Source organism: Streptomyces sp. ATLC9 (assembly GCF_057196705.1).
This window is the reverse complement of record NZ_JBXUOY010000095.1, coordinates 1-16,972: the sequence shown is the minus strand read 5'-3', so window position 1 is coordinate 16,972 and position 16,972 is coordinate 1. Positions and strand designations below refer to the sequence as shown.

Here is a 16,972-nt window from a genome sequence, read left to right as displayed (position 1 = left end):
CCCGCCCCGCGCCCCCCCCCCGCCCGCGCCCCCCCCCCCCCCCCCCCCCCCCCCCCCCCCCCCCCCCCGGGGGGATGAGGCGGTTACTCGACGAAATCCGGCAGGACGCGCGGTGGCCACTGCTCCGCGGCGAACATGCCCAGCCCATGGGCGCGCGCCACGAGCGCGGGACGGTTGGGAGCGTCGAACCTGCGCAGCAGCCGCCCCACACGGTATTCGACTCCCTGACGGCTCATGTAGAGGCGACTGGCCAGCTGCACCGTCGATGCGCCACCCGCCACTCCTTCGAGTAAGCGTGCGTCGATTTCGCTGAGGGTCCGCAGGCCGCTGGGTTCCGCCGGGCCGGGGTCCCCGATACGGCGGAGCAGGACGACCAGTCCGGCCGGACCGTCGGGGCCGGCGACCACTATGGCCGTGAGGTTCGCGGAGAAGACCCGGCCGGCACCGTCCCGGCCGGTCACCCGTTCCGCGAACCGGTCCGACCGGCCTTCGGTGAGATCGGTGAACCGCTGCCGCAGACTCGCAGGCGGCGGTGCGAGGAGGAGGTCGCAGAGGTCACGGCCGCATATCTCGCCCGGGCTCAGGCCGAACGCCCGGGCGAATTCAGCCTCCGCGGCGGCGACGGTGGTGCCCCGGGTGGACGTGTGGGCGGTGTGGGCGGTGTGGGCGCGACGCCGTCGGCTGTCACGGGTGCCCTGCGGCACGGCCTGGGCGGAGCCGACGGCCGTCTCTCGGGAGACGGGGGAAGAGAGGGAGGATACGGTGCTGCTCGTGGTGGCCACAGACGTAGCGTCCTTCTGTGTACGTGGGGGCTGGGATCGCGTCACGACCGTTGGATAACGTTGTCGAGGCGCTTCACCCCCCGGAGTCGCCCACTTGGGGTCCTCATGGGACACCACCATGCCCGTGTGGGCTGCCGGAGCGGCCGCCGCTACCGCGGAAGCGCCCGTCAACGTCCCAGCGCACGGCTGCCGCGGCCATCCGTGCGGTCAACCTCCATAACGAGCCCGAATGGGCGCGAAGGGGCACGGAAACCTCCGGAGACGAGGCGAAAGGTCGCATCAGGTCTGCAGCACTTTGCAGGGTAAAGGCCGGGCAACATCCCTGGCAAGGGTTTGCCCGATGAGACCGGCGAATTGCCAGAGCTCTTCATCCTGGCCTTACTTCGGACGACTGCGGCCGGATCACAGGAATCCGGGAAGGCAACAGGCAGGAAAGCCCCGGCAAACCGCCCGAACTTTTCACGGTTGCAACTGTGTTGCCCGCACTGTCAACGCTTCGTAAAATCTGGACAACTTCCGCACGCCGCCCGTCAAACGCGCGGAAGGGAGCGAACTCACGGTGATCTCGGGGGATCGGAGGGTGGGAGTGCTCGGGCAACCGCACTTCGGGCGACGGCTGAGGAGGCTCAGGCTCGAACGAGGGTTGAGTCAGGCGGCGGTCGTCGGCGAGGGCATGTCGACGGGATACCTGTCACGGCTGGAATCCGGTGAACGCCGGCCCACCCCGCGCGCCGTCACCTACCTCGCCCAGCGGCTCGGCGTCGATGTGTCCGCCCTGAGCGAGCCGTTGGGCGGCGGCTCCCTCGGCCATGCGCTCGCCGCCGCGTCCTCGGCCCCGCCCGGCACGGACAGCACCGCCGGTCTGCTGCGTGCGCTGCGGGACGACGAGCGTGCCGAACTCGCCGACCGCTGGCATGCGCTGTGGCTGCTCAGCCGCGTCGACAACAGCGACGGCGACCACGAGAGGGAGCGCGCCCGGCTCCGCGAACTCATCGAGCTGAGTGAGCTCCTGGCGGCACCGGAACTGCGGGTCAGGACGAACACCCAGTACGCGCGCTGCCTTCGAGCCCTGGGCGACCTGCGCGCGGCACGGTCGGCGGCCGTGACCGCTCTGACGGTCGCCCGCGAGGAAGACCTGCAGGTGGCCGACACCATGGCCGCGCTCGTGGTGCTGATCGGCGTCGAGACCGAAATGGGCCGGCTCGATGCGGCCGACCGGCACGTCCACGAACTGGAGCGGGACCTGCTCCCCGCGGCCACGGCCTCCCAGACGGCCGAGGCCCTGTGGGCCGCGTCCCTGGTCAGCCACCGCCAAGGTGACCATGCCACCGCCCAGAATCGCCTGGAGACGGCACTGAGCCTGCTCCGGAGCCGGGACGATCTGGCCCTGTGGACACGTCTTCGCACCGCCGCGACCGCCGCCGCGCTCGAGATGTCACCACCTCGGCTGGAGGAGGCCCGGCGCTGGCTGGAGGAGGCCGAGGCGGTCATCGAGCTGACCGGCACGCCGTTGCAGGAGCAGGAGTTGCACGCGTTGCGCGCCCATCTGGCCTTCCACCGGGGAGAACTGGACGAGGCCCGGGCGCTGTGCCGCGCCCTGCTGTCCGACGACGGACTGCGGCTGCCCTACCAGGACCGGACACGGCTGCTCGTCCTCGAAGGTCGGCTGACCATCCTGGACGGGTGCGTCGACGAGGGCGTCACGGCCCTGGAACAGCTCGGTCACCAGGCCGCGGGCTCAAGGAACCTGGACCTGGCAGCCCACGTCTGGCAGTCCCTTGCGACGACGCTGGCCCAGGTGTGCGCACCGGCGGCGCGCGACGCGGTGGAATCCGCCCGAAGCCGTCCGTGAGCGGTCGCGCCCTGACACGTGCGCCCCGGCGCGCCGGCTCCGGACCGGCGGTGTACCGGCCCACAGCGGAGCGTGCGTCACCGCCGCTTCGGGCATCCCCGACCACCGGGGCGTGGGCGGGAGCCTGAGCGGACACACCCCTTCGATCACCGCTCCGCTGCTCCCCTCCCCCGCCGCACACTCCGCCCACACCCGCGCTCCGGCGCGGGACCGTCGTCACGCGACCAGGAGACGCACACATGACCGCACGACCGCACCCTCGCACCTGGGTGCTGCTCGCCATGTCGGCGGGGGTGTTCTGCATCCAACTGGACGCCTTCGCCCTCAACCTCGCCCTCCCCCGCATCGGCGCCGACCTCGGCGCACGAGGAGACGGAGTGCAGTGGGCGGTGAGCGCCTATCTGCTGTCCACGGGCACTCTCATGCTCGGCGCCGGCCGCCTCGGCGACCTCTTCGGCCGCCGCAGGCTCCTCGTCCTGGGCCTGTCCCTCTTCGGTGCCGCCTCCCTGGTGTGCGCGCTCGCCACGAGCCTGACCATGCTGGTCGCCGCACGCGTCGTCCAGGGCGCAGGCGCCGCCATGATCATGCCAGTGGGTCTGTCCCTGCTCACCAACGTCTATCCCGGGCACCTGCGCGGACGGGCCACCGGCCTCGCCCTCGGCATCGGCGGTGTCGCCACCGCCTGCGGCCCCTTCGTCGGCGGTCTCCTCACCGAAACCCTTTCCTGGCGTGCCATCTTCTGGCTCAACGTCCCCCTCGCCGCACTCGGCGCCCTGTGGGCCTCACGCACCGCCGAAAGCCTCGATGCCACCGCGCCCCGCCACATCGACTGGCGCGGCCTGCTCACCGCCACCGGCGCGCTCGCCGCACTCGCGGTGTCCCTCGACCACGCCCAGCGTGGCGCGGCCTGGAATGAGCTGGCCCTCCCGGTGCTGCTGTGTACGACGCTGTTCGGCACGTTCGTCCACGTCGAGCGCCGCGCGCCACATCCCCTGGTCGGGCTCGCCCTGTTCCGCAACGGCCCCTACGTCGTCCTGACCCTCACCGGCGCCGCGGCCAACACCGCGACCGTGATGTTCCTCTTCGTCGTCCCGCTCTCCCTGCAAGGCCAATGGGGACTCTCCGCCGTGGCCGCCGGCGCGGCCTTCCTCCTGCCTGCCCTCGCCATGGCCGTCGCCGGTCCCCTCGCCGGACGCGTCACCACCCGCACTGCCGCCCCCACGATGGCCGCCTGCCTCGGCGGCGGCACCTTCGGCCTGCTCGGGCTCGCCCTAGCTCCCGGCTTCCCCGCCTACCTGATCGCCGCCACTTTCTGCGGCGCCTCCCTCGGCCTCGCCAACGCCCTCACGCTCATCGCCACCCAGGACGTCATCCGCCCGGAACGCGCCGGCGAGGCCTCCGGCGTCACCAAGACCGTCATCACCGTCGCCGCCGGCCTCGGCATCGCCCTCGCCGACTCCGTCACCGGCCACGGTCACCACGCCGCGGGCGCCGAAGCCGCCGCCGACACCGCGCTGCTGGCCACGGCCGCCGGCTGCGTGACCGCATGCGCGGCCCTGCTGCTGTGGATGCGGACAGCGCGAGTCCGGGTTCGGTGGGCCGGGGCGCAGGATGCCGGGGAGGGCCCGCGCCGGCGAGCGGGGAGCGTGCTGAAGCGATGAGGGCCGACCGCGGGGCGGACAACCCGGCGACTTTGGCGCCCTGGCCCGGCCGGTCGGCCGCCGCACACCGGTCACCGCCGTGCTGCTGATGGGCTCCGGGATCCCCGAGGGTTCCCGAAGCAGGGGAAGCGGAAGGCGACCGGCACCGTGCCGCCGACATCCGGCGCGTCGGCCGGCGACGCGGACGGACGCGGGCGTTTGTCCGCGGCGACGAGCGCGGTGACTGCCGTGGTACCGGGGGGCGCGGCCACACCTGCCCGAGGGCACTCCGGCCCGGGCGGCTCCGCACGACCGTATACCGGCAGGAAGTGGCGGGACTTTTCAGGAGTTGGGCGGGGCCTGCCGGCCCGCGTCGTTCCACACACGCGAGTGAGGCGACTGAGGCCGGGGGGTTCCCGAAACTCGCTCGATGTCCAGGTCCAGGAAGTGCGCCGAGCACGAGATGCACGGGTCGTGGTTGCGGACGGCCCGCTCGCACAGCCTGGTGAGCTCGGCCTCGGAGTCCTCGCCGCGGTCGAGTCCCTCCTGGACCAGCCTGCGCAGGTCCTCCTCGATGGCGCCCTGGTTCTGGGCGGTCGGCGGGATGATGCGGGCATCGGTGACGCGGCCCCCGTCGTCGAACGCGTAGTGGTGGTAGAGCAGGCCGCGTGGCGCCTCCGTGGCACCGTGACCGGCACCGGCCCGAGCCGGTACCTCCACGTACGGGCGGGCCGGACGCTCGTACTCCCCGATGATTCGCAGGGCTTCCTCCACCGCGTACAGGACCTCCACGGCCCGGACGAGGATACTCCGGTAGGGGTTGCGGCAGACCTCGCCCCGTCCGGCGCCCGCCGCGGCCGGGCGCAGCGGTGGGTCGCCGAGCCCGCTCTCCCGTGCCGCTGACAGGGCCAGCGGGGACAGCAGGTGGCCGTTGACGGCGTAGCGGGCGAGAGAGCCGGTGAGATGTCTTCGGCCGTCCAGCCGGGAGTGCAGGGCGGTGGAGTGGGGGACCTGCTCCTCGGCGACGTGATCGCGGAAGTCTCGTAGAGGGAAGCTGCGTGGCGGAAGCGTCTCGTCGTACGGGAGCACGGTGGGGGCGCCGGACTCGATGGCGTACGTACCGGTCTCGGCGAGGGCCAGCAGGTCGGCGGCGCACTCGGTGTCGGGGAAGTCGAAACCCGCGACCCAGCGCACCGTCTCCCAGGCGTCGTCGAGTGCGGTGCGCAGCCGCTCCGCCAGCGGACGCAACTCCGCGCGCGTAGGGGTGCGGTGGAAGCCGCCGAGACGGACGTTGACGGGGTGGATCGCGCGTCCGCCGAGCAGTTCGATGACGGCGTTGCCGGCCTGCTTCAGGCGCAATCCGCGCTCGACGTGTACCAGGTGGGAACCGGACATGCCGATCACATCGTCGTGACCGAGGAAGTCAGGTGCGTGCAGCAGGTGGATGTGGAGCGTCTGGCTCTCGATCCACTCACCGCAGTACAGCAGGCGGCGCAGGGCGGCGAGCTGGCCGTCGACGACGGCGCCGCACGCGTTCTCGACGGCCCGGCAGGCGCTCAGCTGGTAGGCGACCGGGCAGATCCCGCAGATGCGCGAGGTGAGGTCGGGCGGCTCGGTGTGGGCGCGGCCCCGGAGGAAGGCCTCGAAGAACCTCGGTGGCTCGTAGATGTTGAGCCGGGCCTCGGTGACGGTGCCGTCGTGGATCCTCAGACGCAGCGCGGTCTCGCCCTCGACACGGGTGAGTGCGGGGACACGCAGGACCTGGAACCCGGTCGCGGGCTTGCTCACGTGGGGTCTTCCCCTTCTCCGGTGCCCGGCCCCTGCCCCTCCACGGCGGCGAAGGCGGTGGTGTTGAAGGTGTGCAGGAACCTGCCGATGTCCTCCTGGCTCATCCCGTCGCGGTGCATGAGTGGAACGAGCGCGGGCAGGTTCGTGGTTCCTGCCGGTCCGAAGCAGCCGTAGCAGCCACGTCCGTAGGTCGGGCACAGGGCTCCGCAGCCGGCGTGGGTGACGGGCCCGAGGCAGGGCGTGCCGTGAGCGACGGTGACACAGACGTTGCCGCGCCGCTTGCAGGAGAAGCAGACCGCGTGGTTCGGGATGTCGGGCTTCCGCCCGGCGAGGAAGGCGGTGATGACCTCCACGAGCTGGCCCCGGTCGATGGGGCAGCCACGCAGCTCGAAGTCGACGGGCACGTGGGCGGAGACCGGTGTGGAGGTCGCGAGGGTCTTGATGTAGTCGGGGCGAGCGTAGACCGTCGCCAGGTACTCCTCGGCGTCGGCGTGGTTGCGCAGCGCCTGGACGCCTCCGGCCGTGGCGCAGGCGCCGATGGTGACGAGGTGGCGGGAGCCGGCGCGAATGCGCCGGACGCGTTCCAGGTGCTCGGGGGTGCTGACCGATCCCTCGACGAGCACGAGGTCGTAGGGACCGGGCGCGATGTCGCTGGACGCTTCCGGGAAGTGGGCGATCTCCAGCTCTTCCGCGATCCCGAGCAGTTCGTCCTCGCAGTCGAGGAGGGTGAGCTGGCAGCCGTCGCACGAGGCGAACTTGAACACACCGAGCCGGGGGCGGCGGGCCGGCCCGGGTTGGATGGAAACGCTCATCTCACAGTTCCCGTACGGTGAGCAGGGACTCGGCCCGGTCGTAGCGGACGACCGGACCGTCGCGGCAGAGCAGCAGGGGTCCGAGCTGGCAGTGTCCGCAGTGGCCGGTGGCGCAGCGCATGTTGCGTTCGAGGGAGACCCGGACGCGGTCGGGGCGCACTCCCCGATGGGCCAGGACACGGGCGACAGCGCGGATCATGACTTCGGGGCCGCAGACGAAAGCGGTGGTGTTCTCCGGGGTGAACAGGGCCTCGTCGAGCAGCGTGGTGACGACTCCGACCCGGCCGGTCCAGCCGCCGGAAGGCCGGTCGACCGTGACGGCGCCGAACGCCGCTCCCCAGGCGGGGAACTCGTCCTGGTAGAGCAGGTCACCGGGGGTCCTGGCCCCGGCGAGGACATTCAGCCGCCCGTACGCGTGCGGATCGGCCAGAACGGTGTCGATCAGAGGACGCAGCGGGGCGAGTCCGATGCCACCGCCGATGACGAGCAGGTCCCGGCCGCGGGCAGCGGCCGGGTCCCAGTTCGTGCCGAACGGGCCGCGCACACCGACCACCGCGCCGGCCGGCAGGCCGCACAGCGCCCGGGAGACGGCCCCCACGGCGCGGACCGTGTGCGCCAGCCGCCGCCCGTCGGGGAGCCGGGAGACGGACACCGGGATCTCGCCGACGCCGAACGCACAGACCATCGCGAACTGGCCGCAGGTGAAGGGACTCAGAGCCTCTTCGGCCGGCTCCAGCACCAGCGTGACCGTGTCGTTTGTCTCTGCCCGGCGGTCCACCACGCGGTAGGGAAGGGGGATGAGCGTCATGACGTCGGCCCGTTCGACCGGGATCCCTGCGGGCCGTACAGGTCGAGCAGCCGGGTCCGGGTGGCCCTGAGCCGGTCGCCGATGGTCTCGGCTACGGCCGTGGCCAGCGCCAGACCCAGCACCGGGTCCTCGGCGCACAGGTCCCTCACCGCGCCGGCGTCGAACTCCCAGGCGTGGACGGGTCCCCGGGTCTCGGCCCCCAGGTGCCACTGCCGGGGCGGGCACAGCCACGACCAGCCGAGCAGGGCGCCCGCGCCGACGGTCTCGACGACCGCGCGCCCGCGGCCGGGCACCTGGAGGTCGAGCGCGACCGTACCCGAGCGGATGATCCAGAAGCGGTCGGCTCTCTCCCCCTCCTCGAAGATCCTCGTGGCGCCCCGGAAGGCGGTCTCGCGGGCGAGGGCCATCAGCCGCCCGTGGTGCTCCGCGGGCAGGGCTGCGAGCACTCCCACGTCCGGCTGCGGGGTCACGGCGCGCTCTCCCTCCGCGTGGCCTCCTGGTGCAGTGCGTGGGCCTCCTCGGTGAGATCGATGCCGGTGGGGCACCAGACGATGCACCGGCCGCAGCCGACGCAGCCGGAACTGTCGAACTGGTCGTGCCAGGTGCCCAGCTTGTGGGTGAGCCACTGACGGTAGCGGCTGCGCGGGGTGGTCCGGACCGGGCCGCCGTGGAGAAGCGAGAAGTCCAGGTCGTAGCAGGAGTCCCAGCGACGCCAGCGTTCGGCGTGATCGCCGCTCAGGTCGGTGATGTCCTCTGTGGTGGTGCAGAAGCAGGTGGGGCAGACCATGGTGCAGTTCCCGCAGCTCAGGCACCGGGCAGTGACGTCTTCCCAGCGCTCCGCCTCCAGGTTGTCGCGCATCAGTGTGCGCAGGTCCACCGGTGGCATGGCCCGCCCCATGTGTTCGGCGGCCGCGCCCACGGCGTCGGCCGCGGCGCCACGGGTGCGGTCGTCGGCGCTCCGGTGCGGGATCTCCGCGAGCACCGCGGCTCCCTCCTCGCTTCCGCCGCGGCACAGGAAGCGGTGGCCGGCGTCGTCGACGACCTCGGTGAGGGCGAGGTCGTACCCTGTGTCCGCGGCCGGACCCGTGCCCATCGATACGCAGAAGCAGGTGGCACCCGGTTCGGTGCACTCGACTGTGATCAGGAAGGCCCCTGTTCGCCGGGAGAGGTAGGCGGGATCGCGGTACCGGCCGCCGGACATCACACGGTCCAGGATCCGAATGGCCCGCAGGTCACAGGGCCTCACTCCGAGGAACGCGTAGGAGACACCCGGATGCCTCTCCTCGCGCACCACCGTCCCGCCGCCGCGACCGCGGCCCGCGGTCCACTGGCGAACGCGCTCGGGATGCAGGAACGGCTTCCACGACTGTGGTCCCGCGCTGTGCGCGAAGGCAGCCCCGTCCCTCCTCCGGTGCAGCCGGTACTGTCCCGCTTCCAGCTCGACGCCCCACCCGTAGGGCAGCTCATCGGCCGATTCCAGTTCGGCGAGGACGATCGCGCCGTCGCGTACGGTGGGGCCGATCAGTGTGCGGCCGCGCTGCTTCAGGACGCGTACGAGCGCGTCCAGACCACCGCGGTCGAACACCGCATCGGGCTGGGGAGCGAGTACCGCTCCGGCATCCGCGGCGTCGGTCATGGTGTGCCCTCCGTCTTCGCGCGCCTCGGCATTGGGGGAGGACGGGAGCGTCCGCCGCAGACCACTGCGCTCGGCTTGCCGTAGCAGGCGCAATCGGCATCTGACAGCATGTCAGGTATCGGGGCGCCGATCCGCGAAGCCATCTGGCGTGTCCCCCGGGCGGGCCTGTCCGAGGGGCCGCCGCCCGAGCCGTCCCGGCGCTCACCCTGCCCCGAGCCCGCGCGCCGGAGCATCGCCGCACTGCTCGACGTCCGCCTCGACCCGCCTGGCCAGACGCGGCACAGCGCACGCCACCGCGGGGGTGAGTCCCGTGCCCAGCGATCGGTCGGCTCCTTCGACCGCGTACACGATGAGACGACCGGGACCGCGTCCGAGTGCCTCGGCGAGACGCAGCGCCTCGGCCGGGCCGAGCCCGTGCGTACTGTGCCGCCCCGGGCCGACCGGACGCAGAACACCGCCCGAGGCCGCACACCACCGGTGCACCCGCCCGGGGACCGCGGAGGGGGGAAAACAGGCGTCGACGACGACCGTCAGCCCGGTGTTCTCCCAGAGGGTGATCAACCGACCGGGGTCTCCGTCGCACCGCACGAGACGGGTGTCCGAGGGCAGCGGACGCTGGGCGGCCCGGTACCTCAGCAGGGAGACGACGGCCCACCCGACTCCGTCGTCCCGCCGGAACTCGTTGCCGATCCCGATGACCGCCGTACCGGCTGGTCGCTTCATCGATCCCCGCTCCCGTGCCCGAACGGCATCGCCGTGCCGGTTTCCGCCGTCTCAGGCGCCGGACAGCGCGCGGTCCGACGCCGAGAACAGTCTCTCGTCGCCACCATCGTCGGCGACGGAGACGATGGTGTGCCGCATCGACGCACTGGCCGTCCTCACGGGTGCGGCGGAAAACCACCGGGGCGGGCAGCGTGGCGCAGCACCGGGTCGACGCTCGGTCACGGACGCGGGGCTCGACGTGTCACCCCGGAAGCGGTGAGCACTGGCGTAAGAAGGGCCCTCGGTGGAGCATGCCCCGTCGAGGGCCCGGGGTGATCGTCAGCCGGAGTAGCTCACCCAGCCCTCGATCGCGGTGGTGTTCGGCGGGCAGTAGACCCGGACGTTCCAGAAGGAGGTGTGGGGTCCTGAAGTACGGGTGCTGCCGTCTGAGCAGCTGATATTGGCCCACCACGTAGTGCCGCCGGTGACGGAGCAGGCGACGGCGTAGTACCACTGGTATCCGTCGTAGTCGAGGCTCGGCGTACCGCAGTGGATGCCCAGAACCCCGGCCGGGGAGAGCCCCGGTGAGCCGTCGGCGGCGACAGCCGTCCGTGCCGCGACCCCGGAGGTGTCCGGCACGGCCTGGGCCGGACCCGCCACGGCCACAGCCGCGGCGGCTGCTGCGGTGAGACAACCTGCGAGCTTGTACCTGTGCATGGTGATCACCTCGGTTCTCGGACGGACACTCGGCCGCCGTTCCGGGGGAGCTGCGTCCGGACGCGGGTCAGTGACCCTATCCACCGGAAGCGGATTCCCGGGGGCCGGTGGAGGAAAGCCGCCAGACGCACTCTGGCCGGTGAAACGCTTGCGGAGGATGCCCCGTCCGCCGCGCGGACGGGCGAGGCGGAAACCGCACCGTCGCCGGCAGGGGGCGAACCGCCCGCTCACGGCCCCGCGCACCGAAGGCGACGGCTCGGACGAACGGTTCTTGCGCCGCCACCCCGTCCGCTTCCACGGAATGCCGTCAAGCGTTCCGTCCGCCTTTGAGATTGACCGGATCGCGCACTGCGGTGAGCCACCGGGTACCGGAACCCCGTGTCCCTCCGCCGGGCGGAGGCCGGGCCGCGGTGGTCGGCGTACAGGATGCCTCCGACGGCGATGTGGTGTCCGGGGGGCAGCGGAGGCTTGTCTCCGCGATCTGAAGAGCGCCGACGGTCTGACGGCCCGGTTGGACGTACTGCCGGGATCACGCCCACGGCGCCGGCCTGCTCCGCCCCGGCCACCGCGCCGACCTCCTGGCCGTGGACGGCAACCCCCTCGACGGCCTCCGGTCGCTGCGCGCTGTACGCCTGGTGATGGCGGGTGGACGCTCCCACGTCCCGGTTTCATCCGGTCCGCGTCCTTGAGGGAAACAACGAGACCACCCCCTGAGAGGGCGGGCCTTCCGACCCGACGAAGCGGACTTCGGGTACTGCCGCGTCACCGGTGGGACGGCGGCGTGGGGACAGCGTGAGCACGCTGACCTCACGGGCGGCTGGTGTGAGGTCGCTGTGCCGTGCCCGGCGGGGTCCGCACTCCGCGCCGGGACCACCGTGCGGTTGCGTCCTCTGGCCCCCCAGGTACCTGGTAGGTACCCTGCGGGTATGCCGTCGTTGAACATCACCTTCACCGAGGAAGAGCTGGAGGCGGTCCGCGCCGCCGCGGCCGCTGAGGGCAAATCGCTCAAGCAGTACGTCCACGACCTGCCGCTGCGCGAGAAGCAGCGTCTGCAGTTCACCGGCTGCGCCCTGGCCTGGGGCGAGGAGCACCAAGCGGAGTTCGATGAGGCGTTCCCCGACGAGATGCCGCCCGCCGGCCGCTCCCGCGGGGCCGAAGCCGCCTGATGAGTCCGCTGTACATCGACGTCTCCTGGCTGCTGGACATCCAGGAGAGGGCCGTGCCCGAGGAGCTGTCGGTGGCCGACTACTCGGCCCTGGTCGCGGCCGTGGCCCGGCACCGGACCCGCATCCCCCACCCGGACGCCACCGACCCGGACCCGGCCTGGCGGGCCGCCTCCCTGCTGCACACCCTGGTGCGGCTGGAGCCGCTGCCGTACCGCAACAGCCTGTACGCCTGCCAGGTCACGGTCGCCTACATGCACGCCTGCGGCCAGGGTATCGACCCGCCGTACGGAGCCCTGGTGGACCTGGTCCGCACCGTCCAGGACCGCAAGGCGACCGTCTACCAGGTGGCCGACCGCATCCGCACCTGGCGCATCTGACGCCCGGCCCGGAACCTTCCCCCGCCACCCCGCCGGCACCGCACCCCCGGCGGGCGGAGGCGGGTCCAGCCGTGCCGGCCGGCGGCACAGGGAGGAACTCGGCCGTCCGGTCCGCGCCATCCGCAGCACGCGGAAGGCGACCGCGCGCCGCGAGCGGCGAGGCGTTCCCTGGCTCACTCCTGCCGACCGGGCCGCACTTCCCTGGTGGGACGGGTCCAGCCGGCCGGTGGTGCCAGGAGCGTGCGAGCATGGGGCTTCCGGCCCCGGAGCCTCACCTCTCCCCCGGTAGTCGCGAAGGGCGAAGCGGCCGAGATACTCAAGAGCCCTGACGGCGTATACGTTCGCCGGGCACATCCCCTCCCCGAAGGGAAGGTGGGACCGCTTCTGCTCATCGGTCGGTTCATCCCAGCGTGTGGGGTGGAAGCCCAGCGGCTCGTCCCACACGGCCGCCGACCGGTGAAACCAGCCAAAGACGGGCCCCTGCGCCTTTCCGGCTTTGCGTCTTCGCGTCTTCGCGGCCGGGGTGACCACGCCGACCGGCGGCAGCGCTCCGCGCCGCTCCCGCAGCGGACGGCGCGGTCGTCGGTCTGACGCAGCGTCCGGCGCAGGAGGGCGGCCTCGGTGGCACTCTTCTCTTTCCGCCCGGGGCCAGGGGTGGTGGTGTGGCTCATGTCCTTCCCCGGCTCTGCGGCATGACGGGCGGGCATTTGTCCCGGGGCGGTACCCCCCCGGGGGAGCGCGGGCCCGGCCCCGGGGGGGGGTGCACCGGGCCTGCGGCGCCGGCGGTCTCAGACGGCGGATCCCGCGGCGCTCGCCGCCGGGGGGTGGGAGCCGAGCAGCCGGAGGACCTCCCGGAGCCGCTCCGTCTCCCCGTCCGGCAGGGGCAGCAGAGGCGGCCGCGGCCGGCCGGCCCCGCGGCCCTGGATCGCGAGACCCGCCTTGACGGCCCGCGGCAGGCCGTGGCCGACGATGAACTCCAGGAACGGCAGGAGCCGCGCCAGCAGCGCGTCGGCCCGGGCCCGGTCCCCGCCCGTCGCCGCCGCGTGGAGTTCCAGGATCCACCGCGGGACCAGGCAGGGCGCCGCGGTACACCAGCCGGCGGCGCCGGAGCGGAACGCCTCCAGCGCGACCGGGTTGTTGCCGTTGTAGACCGACAGCGCCCCGTCGGACAGCTCCCGGATGGCCCGGAAGCGTGTGACGTCGCCGGAACTCTCCTTGACCATGGTGAGGTTCGGAACCTCCCGCGCGAGCGCGACCACCGCCTCCGGCTCCAGATCGACCCCGCTGGTGCCCGGGTTGTTGTAGAGCATCATCGGAAGGTCGGTCGCCGCCGCCACCGCCGCGTAGTGCCGTACGAGCTCCGTCTCGGTCAGTTTCCAGTACACCTGCGGGAGCACCATGACCGCGGTTGCTCCGTGGCGGGCGGCCACGCGGGCACGGCGGATCGTGCCCTCGGTGCTCCAGTGCGAGACGCCGACCACCGTGGGGACCCGGCCCGCGACGGTCTGCAGGGCGGTCTCGCAGACGGCGTCCCACTCGGCCTCTCCGAGGTAGGCGCTCTCGCCGGTGCTGCCCAGCGGTGCGACGGCGTGGCTTCCGGCGTCCACCAGGTCGCCTGTGAGCCGGCGCAGCGCGGCCAGGTCGACCTCTCCGCTGACGGGGTCGAAGGGGGTGACGGGGTAGGAGATGATCCCCGACAGGGGTGGATTCGTCATCAGAGGTCCACCTCGCCCTTGACGCAGTCGGGGTGGTTGCGCAGTGCTCTGCGCGCGTAGTAGGCGAAGTTCGCCGCGTTGCGCCGGCCGGTGGAGGTCCAGTCGTGGGCCTCGCGGGCGAGGACCGGGTCCAGCGGCTGGATGGTCCCCGCCGACATGGCCAGCAGCTGGAGGCGTGCGGCGCGTTCGATGAGCATGGCCAGGTTGCACGCCTCCTCGATGGTGGCTCCGGTGGCGAGCTGGCCGTGGTGGGCCAGGATGATGGCCCGCTTGTCCCCGAGGGCCGCGGAGATGAGCTCACCCTCCTCGTTGCCGACGGGGACGCCGGGCCACTCCTCGAGGAAGGCGCAGTCGTCGTACAGGGGGGTGGTGTCCATCTGGGAGACCACCAGGGGCACTTCCAGCATCGCGAGTGCCGCCGTGTGCAGCGAGTGCGTGTGGATGATGCAGTTGACGTCCTTCCGGGCCCGGTAGATCCAGGAGTGGAACCGGTTCGCGGGGTTGGCCATGCCCTCCCCCTCCAGGACCTGGAGGTCCTCGTCCACCAGCAGGAGGTTCTCCTCGGTGATCTCGTCGAAGCCGAGCCCCAGACGCTGGGTGTAGTAGGTGCCGGGCTCCTGCCCGCGTGCGCTGATCTGGCCGGCGAGACCCGAGTCGTGTCCGCCGTCGAAGGCGATGCGGCACGTCAGGGCCAGCTTCTGCCGCGTTGTCAGTCTCGGGTCGCCGAAGTGGTCGTTCATCTGCCGCCTGGCGCGATCGACGAGTACGTCCTTCGGGTCCCGCAGGGTGTCTGTCATGTTCTGCTCCGGTCCCAGGGCCCGGCCCGTCGGCGGACCCCGCTTCGGGTGCCGTCCGAGCCGGCACCGTGAGGAAACTCGGTTCACCATAGGACACAAAGTGTCATGACGCAACGGGCGGCCGGGACGACGGGCCAGCGGGAGCCGGACGGGTCCGGTCGCGCGGGGCCGGCGGGCCGGGAGAGCCGCGCGGGACATACTGGGGGTCCGCCCGGCCCCGTTCCGACCCGGGCGCGCGAAGGGAAGGCGTCAGTGATCAATCGCGTACGGCAGCTGCGCAAGGAGCGGCTGATGACACTGGAGGCGCTGGCCGAGCGCGCCAGCGTCACCAAGAGCTACCTGTCCAAGGTCGAGCGCGGCCGGAGTGTCCCGTCGATCGCCGTCAGCGCCTCCCTCGCCAGAGCCCTGGACGTCCCGCTGGACACGCTGTTCGCCGACGCGGAGGAACTCGCCGAAGTCACCGTCACGCGGGCCGGGGAACGGCGGCCACTCACTCCGGACCGGGAGCCCGGCAGCCGCTACGAGGGCATAGCCCTGGAGGCGGGATCCAAGCGGATGACTCCCTTCATGCTCCACCCACCGCACGACGCGGGCCCCGTCCCCTTCCGGGACCACCCGGGCGAGGAGTTCCTCTTCGTGCACCGGGGGCGAGCCGAGCTGATCTTCCCTTCCCGTGCCATCACCCTCGAAACGGGCGACAGTGCCTACTTCAAGGCCACGGCGCCCCACAAGGTCCGCTCCCTGGGGTCGGAGCGCGCCGCCCTGCTGCTACTGGTGACCGACGACCGCGACGGCGCGCAGACACCGCACCCGCACATGCCCTGAACAGGGAAGCGGCGCCAGAGACCTCCCGGTACCGCGCGGAGCATCCCGCGGAGCGACGGCCGGCGACGGGGCCGGGCGGTACGCGGGCTCCGGCGGAATCCCACCGACCGGAGCCCGCCGGATCCGGTCAGACGGTGGCAGCGATCCAGCCGACCGTCTCGGTGGTGTGCGGCCCGTCGCTGCGCATGTCGGCACCGGCGTTGATCTCGTTGAAGCGGATCAGGAAGCCCTCGGGCGTCACGCCGTGGACGCGGATGCCGGGTGTCTCCGGACCGTTGAAGGGCTGGGTCCGCGCCAGTACCACGACCTTCGCACCGGCGAGGAACGGCGCGGGGAAGGCGGCCCGGGTGAGGGTGGAGGTGTTCCCTCCGCGGGTCTCGGTAGGCTGGTCGGAGGACAGTTGCAGCGTGCCGGTATGAACCATTGACATGAAGCACTCCCCGAGATTTTCCCCGTATGCCGCCGATAGACGGCGTACGGGCTATGCCCACATGCACGGCCCACCCATGCGGCCTTCACCCGGATGAGTGAGCCTTCGGGCCCCACCCGCGACTGGCCGCCGCGTCGGCGCACCCGGCCCGGACGGAGCGTCGGCGTGCCGCCCGGGGCGGGTCGCGTACGGCGCGGCTGCGCCGCTAAGCGCTCGCCGATACGGCGGTGGGTGGCGGCGTCGGGGTGAAGCCCGTCGGGCAGCGGCAGTTCGGCCGCGTCGCCCCGGCCGTAGAGACGGCGGCCGTCGAGGTGGTGCAGGTTCGCGTCCTCGGCTGCCCGCTGCTCCACGATCCGGGCCGGCTCGTCCCGGATGACGCCCAGGGTCAGCTTCCCCTGAGCGCGCTCCGCGGGATCGCCCGCGGCCCGGAAGCTCAGCCGCCCGGCGCCGAGGGCGGTGAGGTCCGGGACGCTGGGGCCGGGGGTGCCCTCGTGGATGGCGCCCCAGATGGGCGAGACGACCAGCAGCGGTGTGGTGGGGCGGCCCTCGCGGATGGTGTCGATGTCCGTGGGCGAACTCGCGAGCCGCGTCGGCATCACACCCGCCAATCTGGCGGTGCTCAAGAACGGCCGCGCCAAGGCGGTGCGCTTCACCACGCTCGCCGCGCTCTGCGAGGTGCTCGAATGCCAGCCGGGAGATCTGCTGCGCTGGGAGCCCGAGGGCGCCGCCGCGCACGAAGACGGGCGCCCGTGACCGGAGGGCGCGAGCGCCCCCGCCCAGGACCGCACCGCAAACATCACGACACGGCGGTCCCACGACCGGGGCACGCCGGACCCCTGAAGGACCGCGAACGCGCCGGCTCCGTCCACGCCACCGGCACCGTCCCGGGGGGCCCCGGGCCCCGCCCCCTCGGCGCCGGACCGCG

Annotated in this window: 17 protein-coding genes and 1 pseudogene; 6 read left to right on the top strand and 12 right to left on the bottom strand. The window is 72.4% G+C overall.

The window, feature by feature from the left end:
* Window positions 1–83: 83 nt before the first annotated feature.
* Window positions 84–782: a LuxR family transcriptional regulator gene (locus AC2CJA_RS12730; RefSeq protein WP_484602795.1), complete on the bottom strand. Its 699-nt coding sequence runs from the start codon at window positions 780–782 to the stop codon at window positions 84–86.
* Window positions 783–1,341: 559 nt separating this feature from the next.
* On the opposite strand from AC2CJA_RS12730, the gene AC2CJA_RS12725 reads away from it, so the two are divergent.
* On the top strand, window positions 1,342–2,634 hold the full coding sequence (locus AC2CJA_RS12725; RefSeq protein WP_484602794.1) for a helix-turn-helix domain-containing protein: 1,293 nt from the start codon (window positions 1,342–1,344) through the stop codon (window positions 2,632–2,634).
* Window positions 2,635–2,873: 239 nt separating this feature from the next.
* Window positions 2,874–4,295 carry an MFS transporter gene (locus tag AC2CJA_RS12720; RefSeq protein ID WP_484602793.1) on the top strand — a complete coding sequence of 474 codons (1,422 nt, stop codon included), beginning with the start codon at window positions 2,874–2,876 and terminating at the stop codon, window positions 4,293–4,295.
* Window positions 4,296–4,616: 321 nt separating this feature from the next.
* Here the strand turns inward: AC2CJA_RS12720 and AC2CJA_RS12715 are convergent, their stop codons facing one another.
* The 7 genes from AC2CJA_RS12715 to AC2CJA_RS12685 form a co-directional block, all read right to left on the bottom strand.
* Window positions 4,617–6,062, bottom strand: a complete 1,446-nt coding sequence (locus AC2CJA_RS12715) for a Ni/Fe hydrogenase subunit alpha (RefSeq protein ID WP_484602792.1) — start codon at window positions 6,060–6,062, stop codon at window positions 4,617–4,619.
* On the bottom strand, window positions 6,059–6,874 hold the full coding sequence (locus AC2CJA_RS12710; protein WP_484602791.1) for an NADH-quinone oxidoreductase subunit B family protein: 816 nt from the start codon (window positions 6,872–6,874) through the stop codon (window positions 6,059–6,061). The genes AC2CJA_RS12715 and AC2CJA_RS12710 overlap by 4 nt, the downstream gene beginning before the upstream one ends.
* Before the next feature lies 1 nt (window position 6,875).
* A complete protein-coding gene (locus AC2CJA_RS12705) occupies window positions 6,876–7,682 on the bottom strand; it encodes an FAD/NAD(P)-binding protein (protein WP_484602790.1) in 807 nt (268 codons plus the stop codon).
* Window positions 7,679–8,089 (bottom strand): cyclic nucleotide-binding domain-containing protein, encoded by a 411-nt coding sequence (locus AC2CJA_RS12700; protein ID WP_484602797.1) that lies wholly within the window; start codon window positions 8,087–8,089, stop codon window positions 7,679–7,681. Before AC2CJA_RS12700 ends, AC2CJA_RS12705 begins: the two co-directional genes overlap by 4 nt.
* A 59-nt stretch (window positions 8,090–8,148) precedes the next feature.
* A complete protein-coding gene (locus tag AC2CJA_RS12695; RefSeq protein ID WP_484602789.1) occupies window positions 8,149–9,318 on the bottom strand; it encodes a 4Fe-4S dicluster domain-containing protein in 1,170 nt (389 codons plus the stop codon).
* Window positions 9,319–9,519: 201 nt separating this feature from the next.
* Window positions 9,520–10,041 carry a hydrogenase maturation protease gene (locus AC2CJA_RS12690; protein WP_484602788.1) on the bottom strand — a complete coding sequence of 174 codons (522 nt, stop codon included), beginning with the start codon at window positions 10,039–10,041 and terminating at the stop codon, window positions 9,520–9,522.
* A 318-nt stretch (window positions 10,042–10,359) separates the two neighbouring features.
* Window positions 10,360–10,737: a hypothetical protein gene (locus tag AC2CJA_RS12685; protein WP_484602787.1), complete on the bottom strand. Its 378-nt coding sequence runs from the start codon at window positions 10,735–10,737 to the stop codon at window positions 10,360–10,362.
* A 926-nt stretch (window positions 10,738–11,663) separates the two neighbouring features.
* Here AC2CJA_RS12685 and AC2CJA_RS12680 point away from each other — a divergent pair.
* A complete protein-coding gene (locus tag AC2CJA_RS12680; RefSeq protein WP_484602786.1) occupies window positions 11,664–11,903 on the top strand; it encodes a hypothetical protein in 240 nt (79 codons plus the stop codon).
* Window positions 11,903–12,280 (top strand): toxin Doc, encoded by a 378-nt coding sequence (locus AC2CJA_RS12675; protein ID WP_484602785.1) that lies wholly within the window; start codon window positions 11,903–11,905, stop codon window positions 12,278–12,280. The genes AC2CJA_RS12680 and AC2CJA_RS12675 overlap by 1 nt, the downstream gene beginning before the upstream one ends.
* Window positions 12,281–13,068: 788 nt before the next feature.
* Here the strand turns inward: AC2CJA_RS12675 and AC2CJA_RS12670 are convergent.
* Window positions 13,069–13,995: a dihydrodipicolinate synthase family protein gene (locus AC2CJA_RS12670; RefSeq protein ID WP_484602784.1), complete on the bottom strand. Its 927-nt coding sequence runs from the start codon at window positions 13,993–13,995 to the stop codon at window positions 13,069–13,071.
* Window positions 13,995–14,792, bottom strand: coding sequence for an aldolase (locus tag AC2CJA_RS12665; protein WP_484602783.1), 798 nt, complete (start codon window positions 14,790–14,792; stop codon window positions 13,995–13,997). Before AC2CJA_RS12665 ends, AC2CJA_RS12670 begins: the two co-directional genes overlap by 1 nt.
* Before the next feature lie 252 nt (window positions 14,793–15,044).
* Here AC2CJA_RS12665 and AC2CJA_RS12660 point away from each other — a divergent pair, with 252 nt between their 5' ends.
* A complete protein-coding gene (locus AC2CJA_RS12660) occupies window positions 15,045–15,617 on the top strand; it encodes a helix-turn-helix domain-containing protein (protein ID WP_484602782.1) in 573 nt (190 codons plus the stop codon).
* Between the two features lie 127 nt (window positions 15,618–15,744).
* Here AC2CJA_RS12660 and AC2CJA_RS12655 read toward each other — a convergent pair whose 3' ends face one another.
* Together AC2CJA_RS12655 and AC2CJA_RS12650 are read right to left on the bottom strand one after the other, a co-directional pair.
* Entirely contained in the window at window positions 15,745–16,047 is a 303-nt protein-coding gene (locus AC2CJA_RS12655) for a hypothetical protein (protein ID WP_484602781.1), read from the bottom strand.
* 200 nt (window positions 16,048–16,247) lie between these two features.
* Window positions 16,248–16,610: pseudogene (locus AC2CJA_RS12650) on the bottom strand (SGNH/GDSL hydrolase family protein); the annotation flags it as partial.
* Between AC2CJA_RS12650 and AC2CJA_RS12645 the strand changes: the two are divergent.
* Window positions 16,600–16,800, top strand: a complete 201-nt coding sequence (locus AC2CJA_RS12645) for a helix-turn-helix domain-containing protein (protein ID WP_484602796.1) — start codon at window positions 16,600–16,602, stop codon at window positions 16,798–16,800. The pseudogene AC2CJA_RS12650 and the gene AC2CJA_RS12645 sit on opposite strands and share 11 nt — an antisense overlap.
* Window positions 16,801–16,972 lie beyond the last annotated feature (172 nt).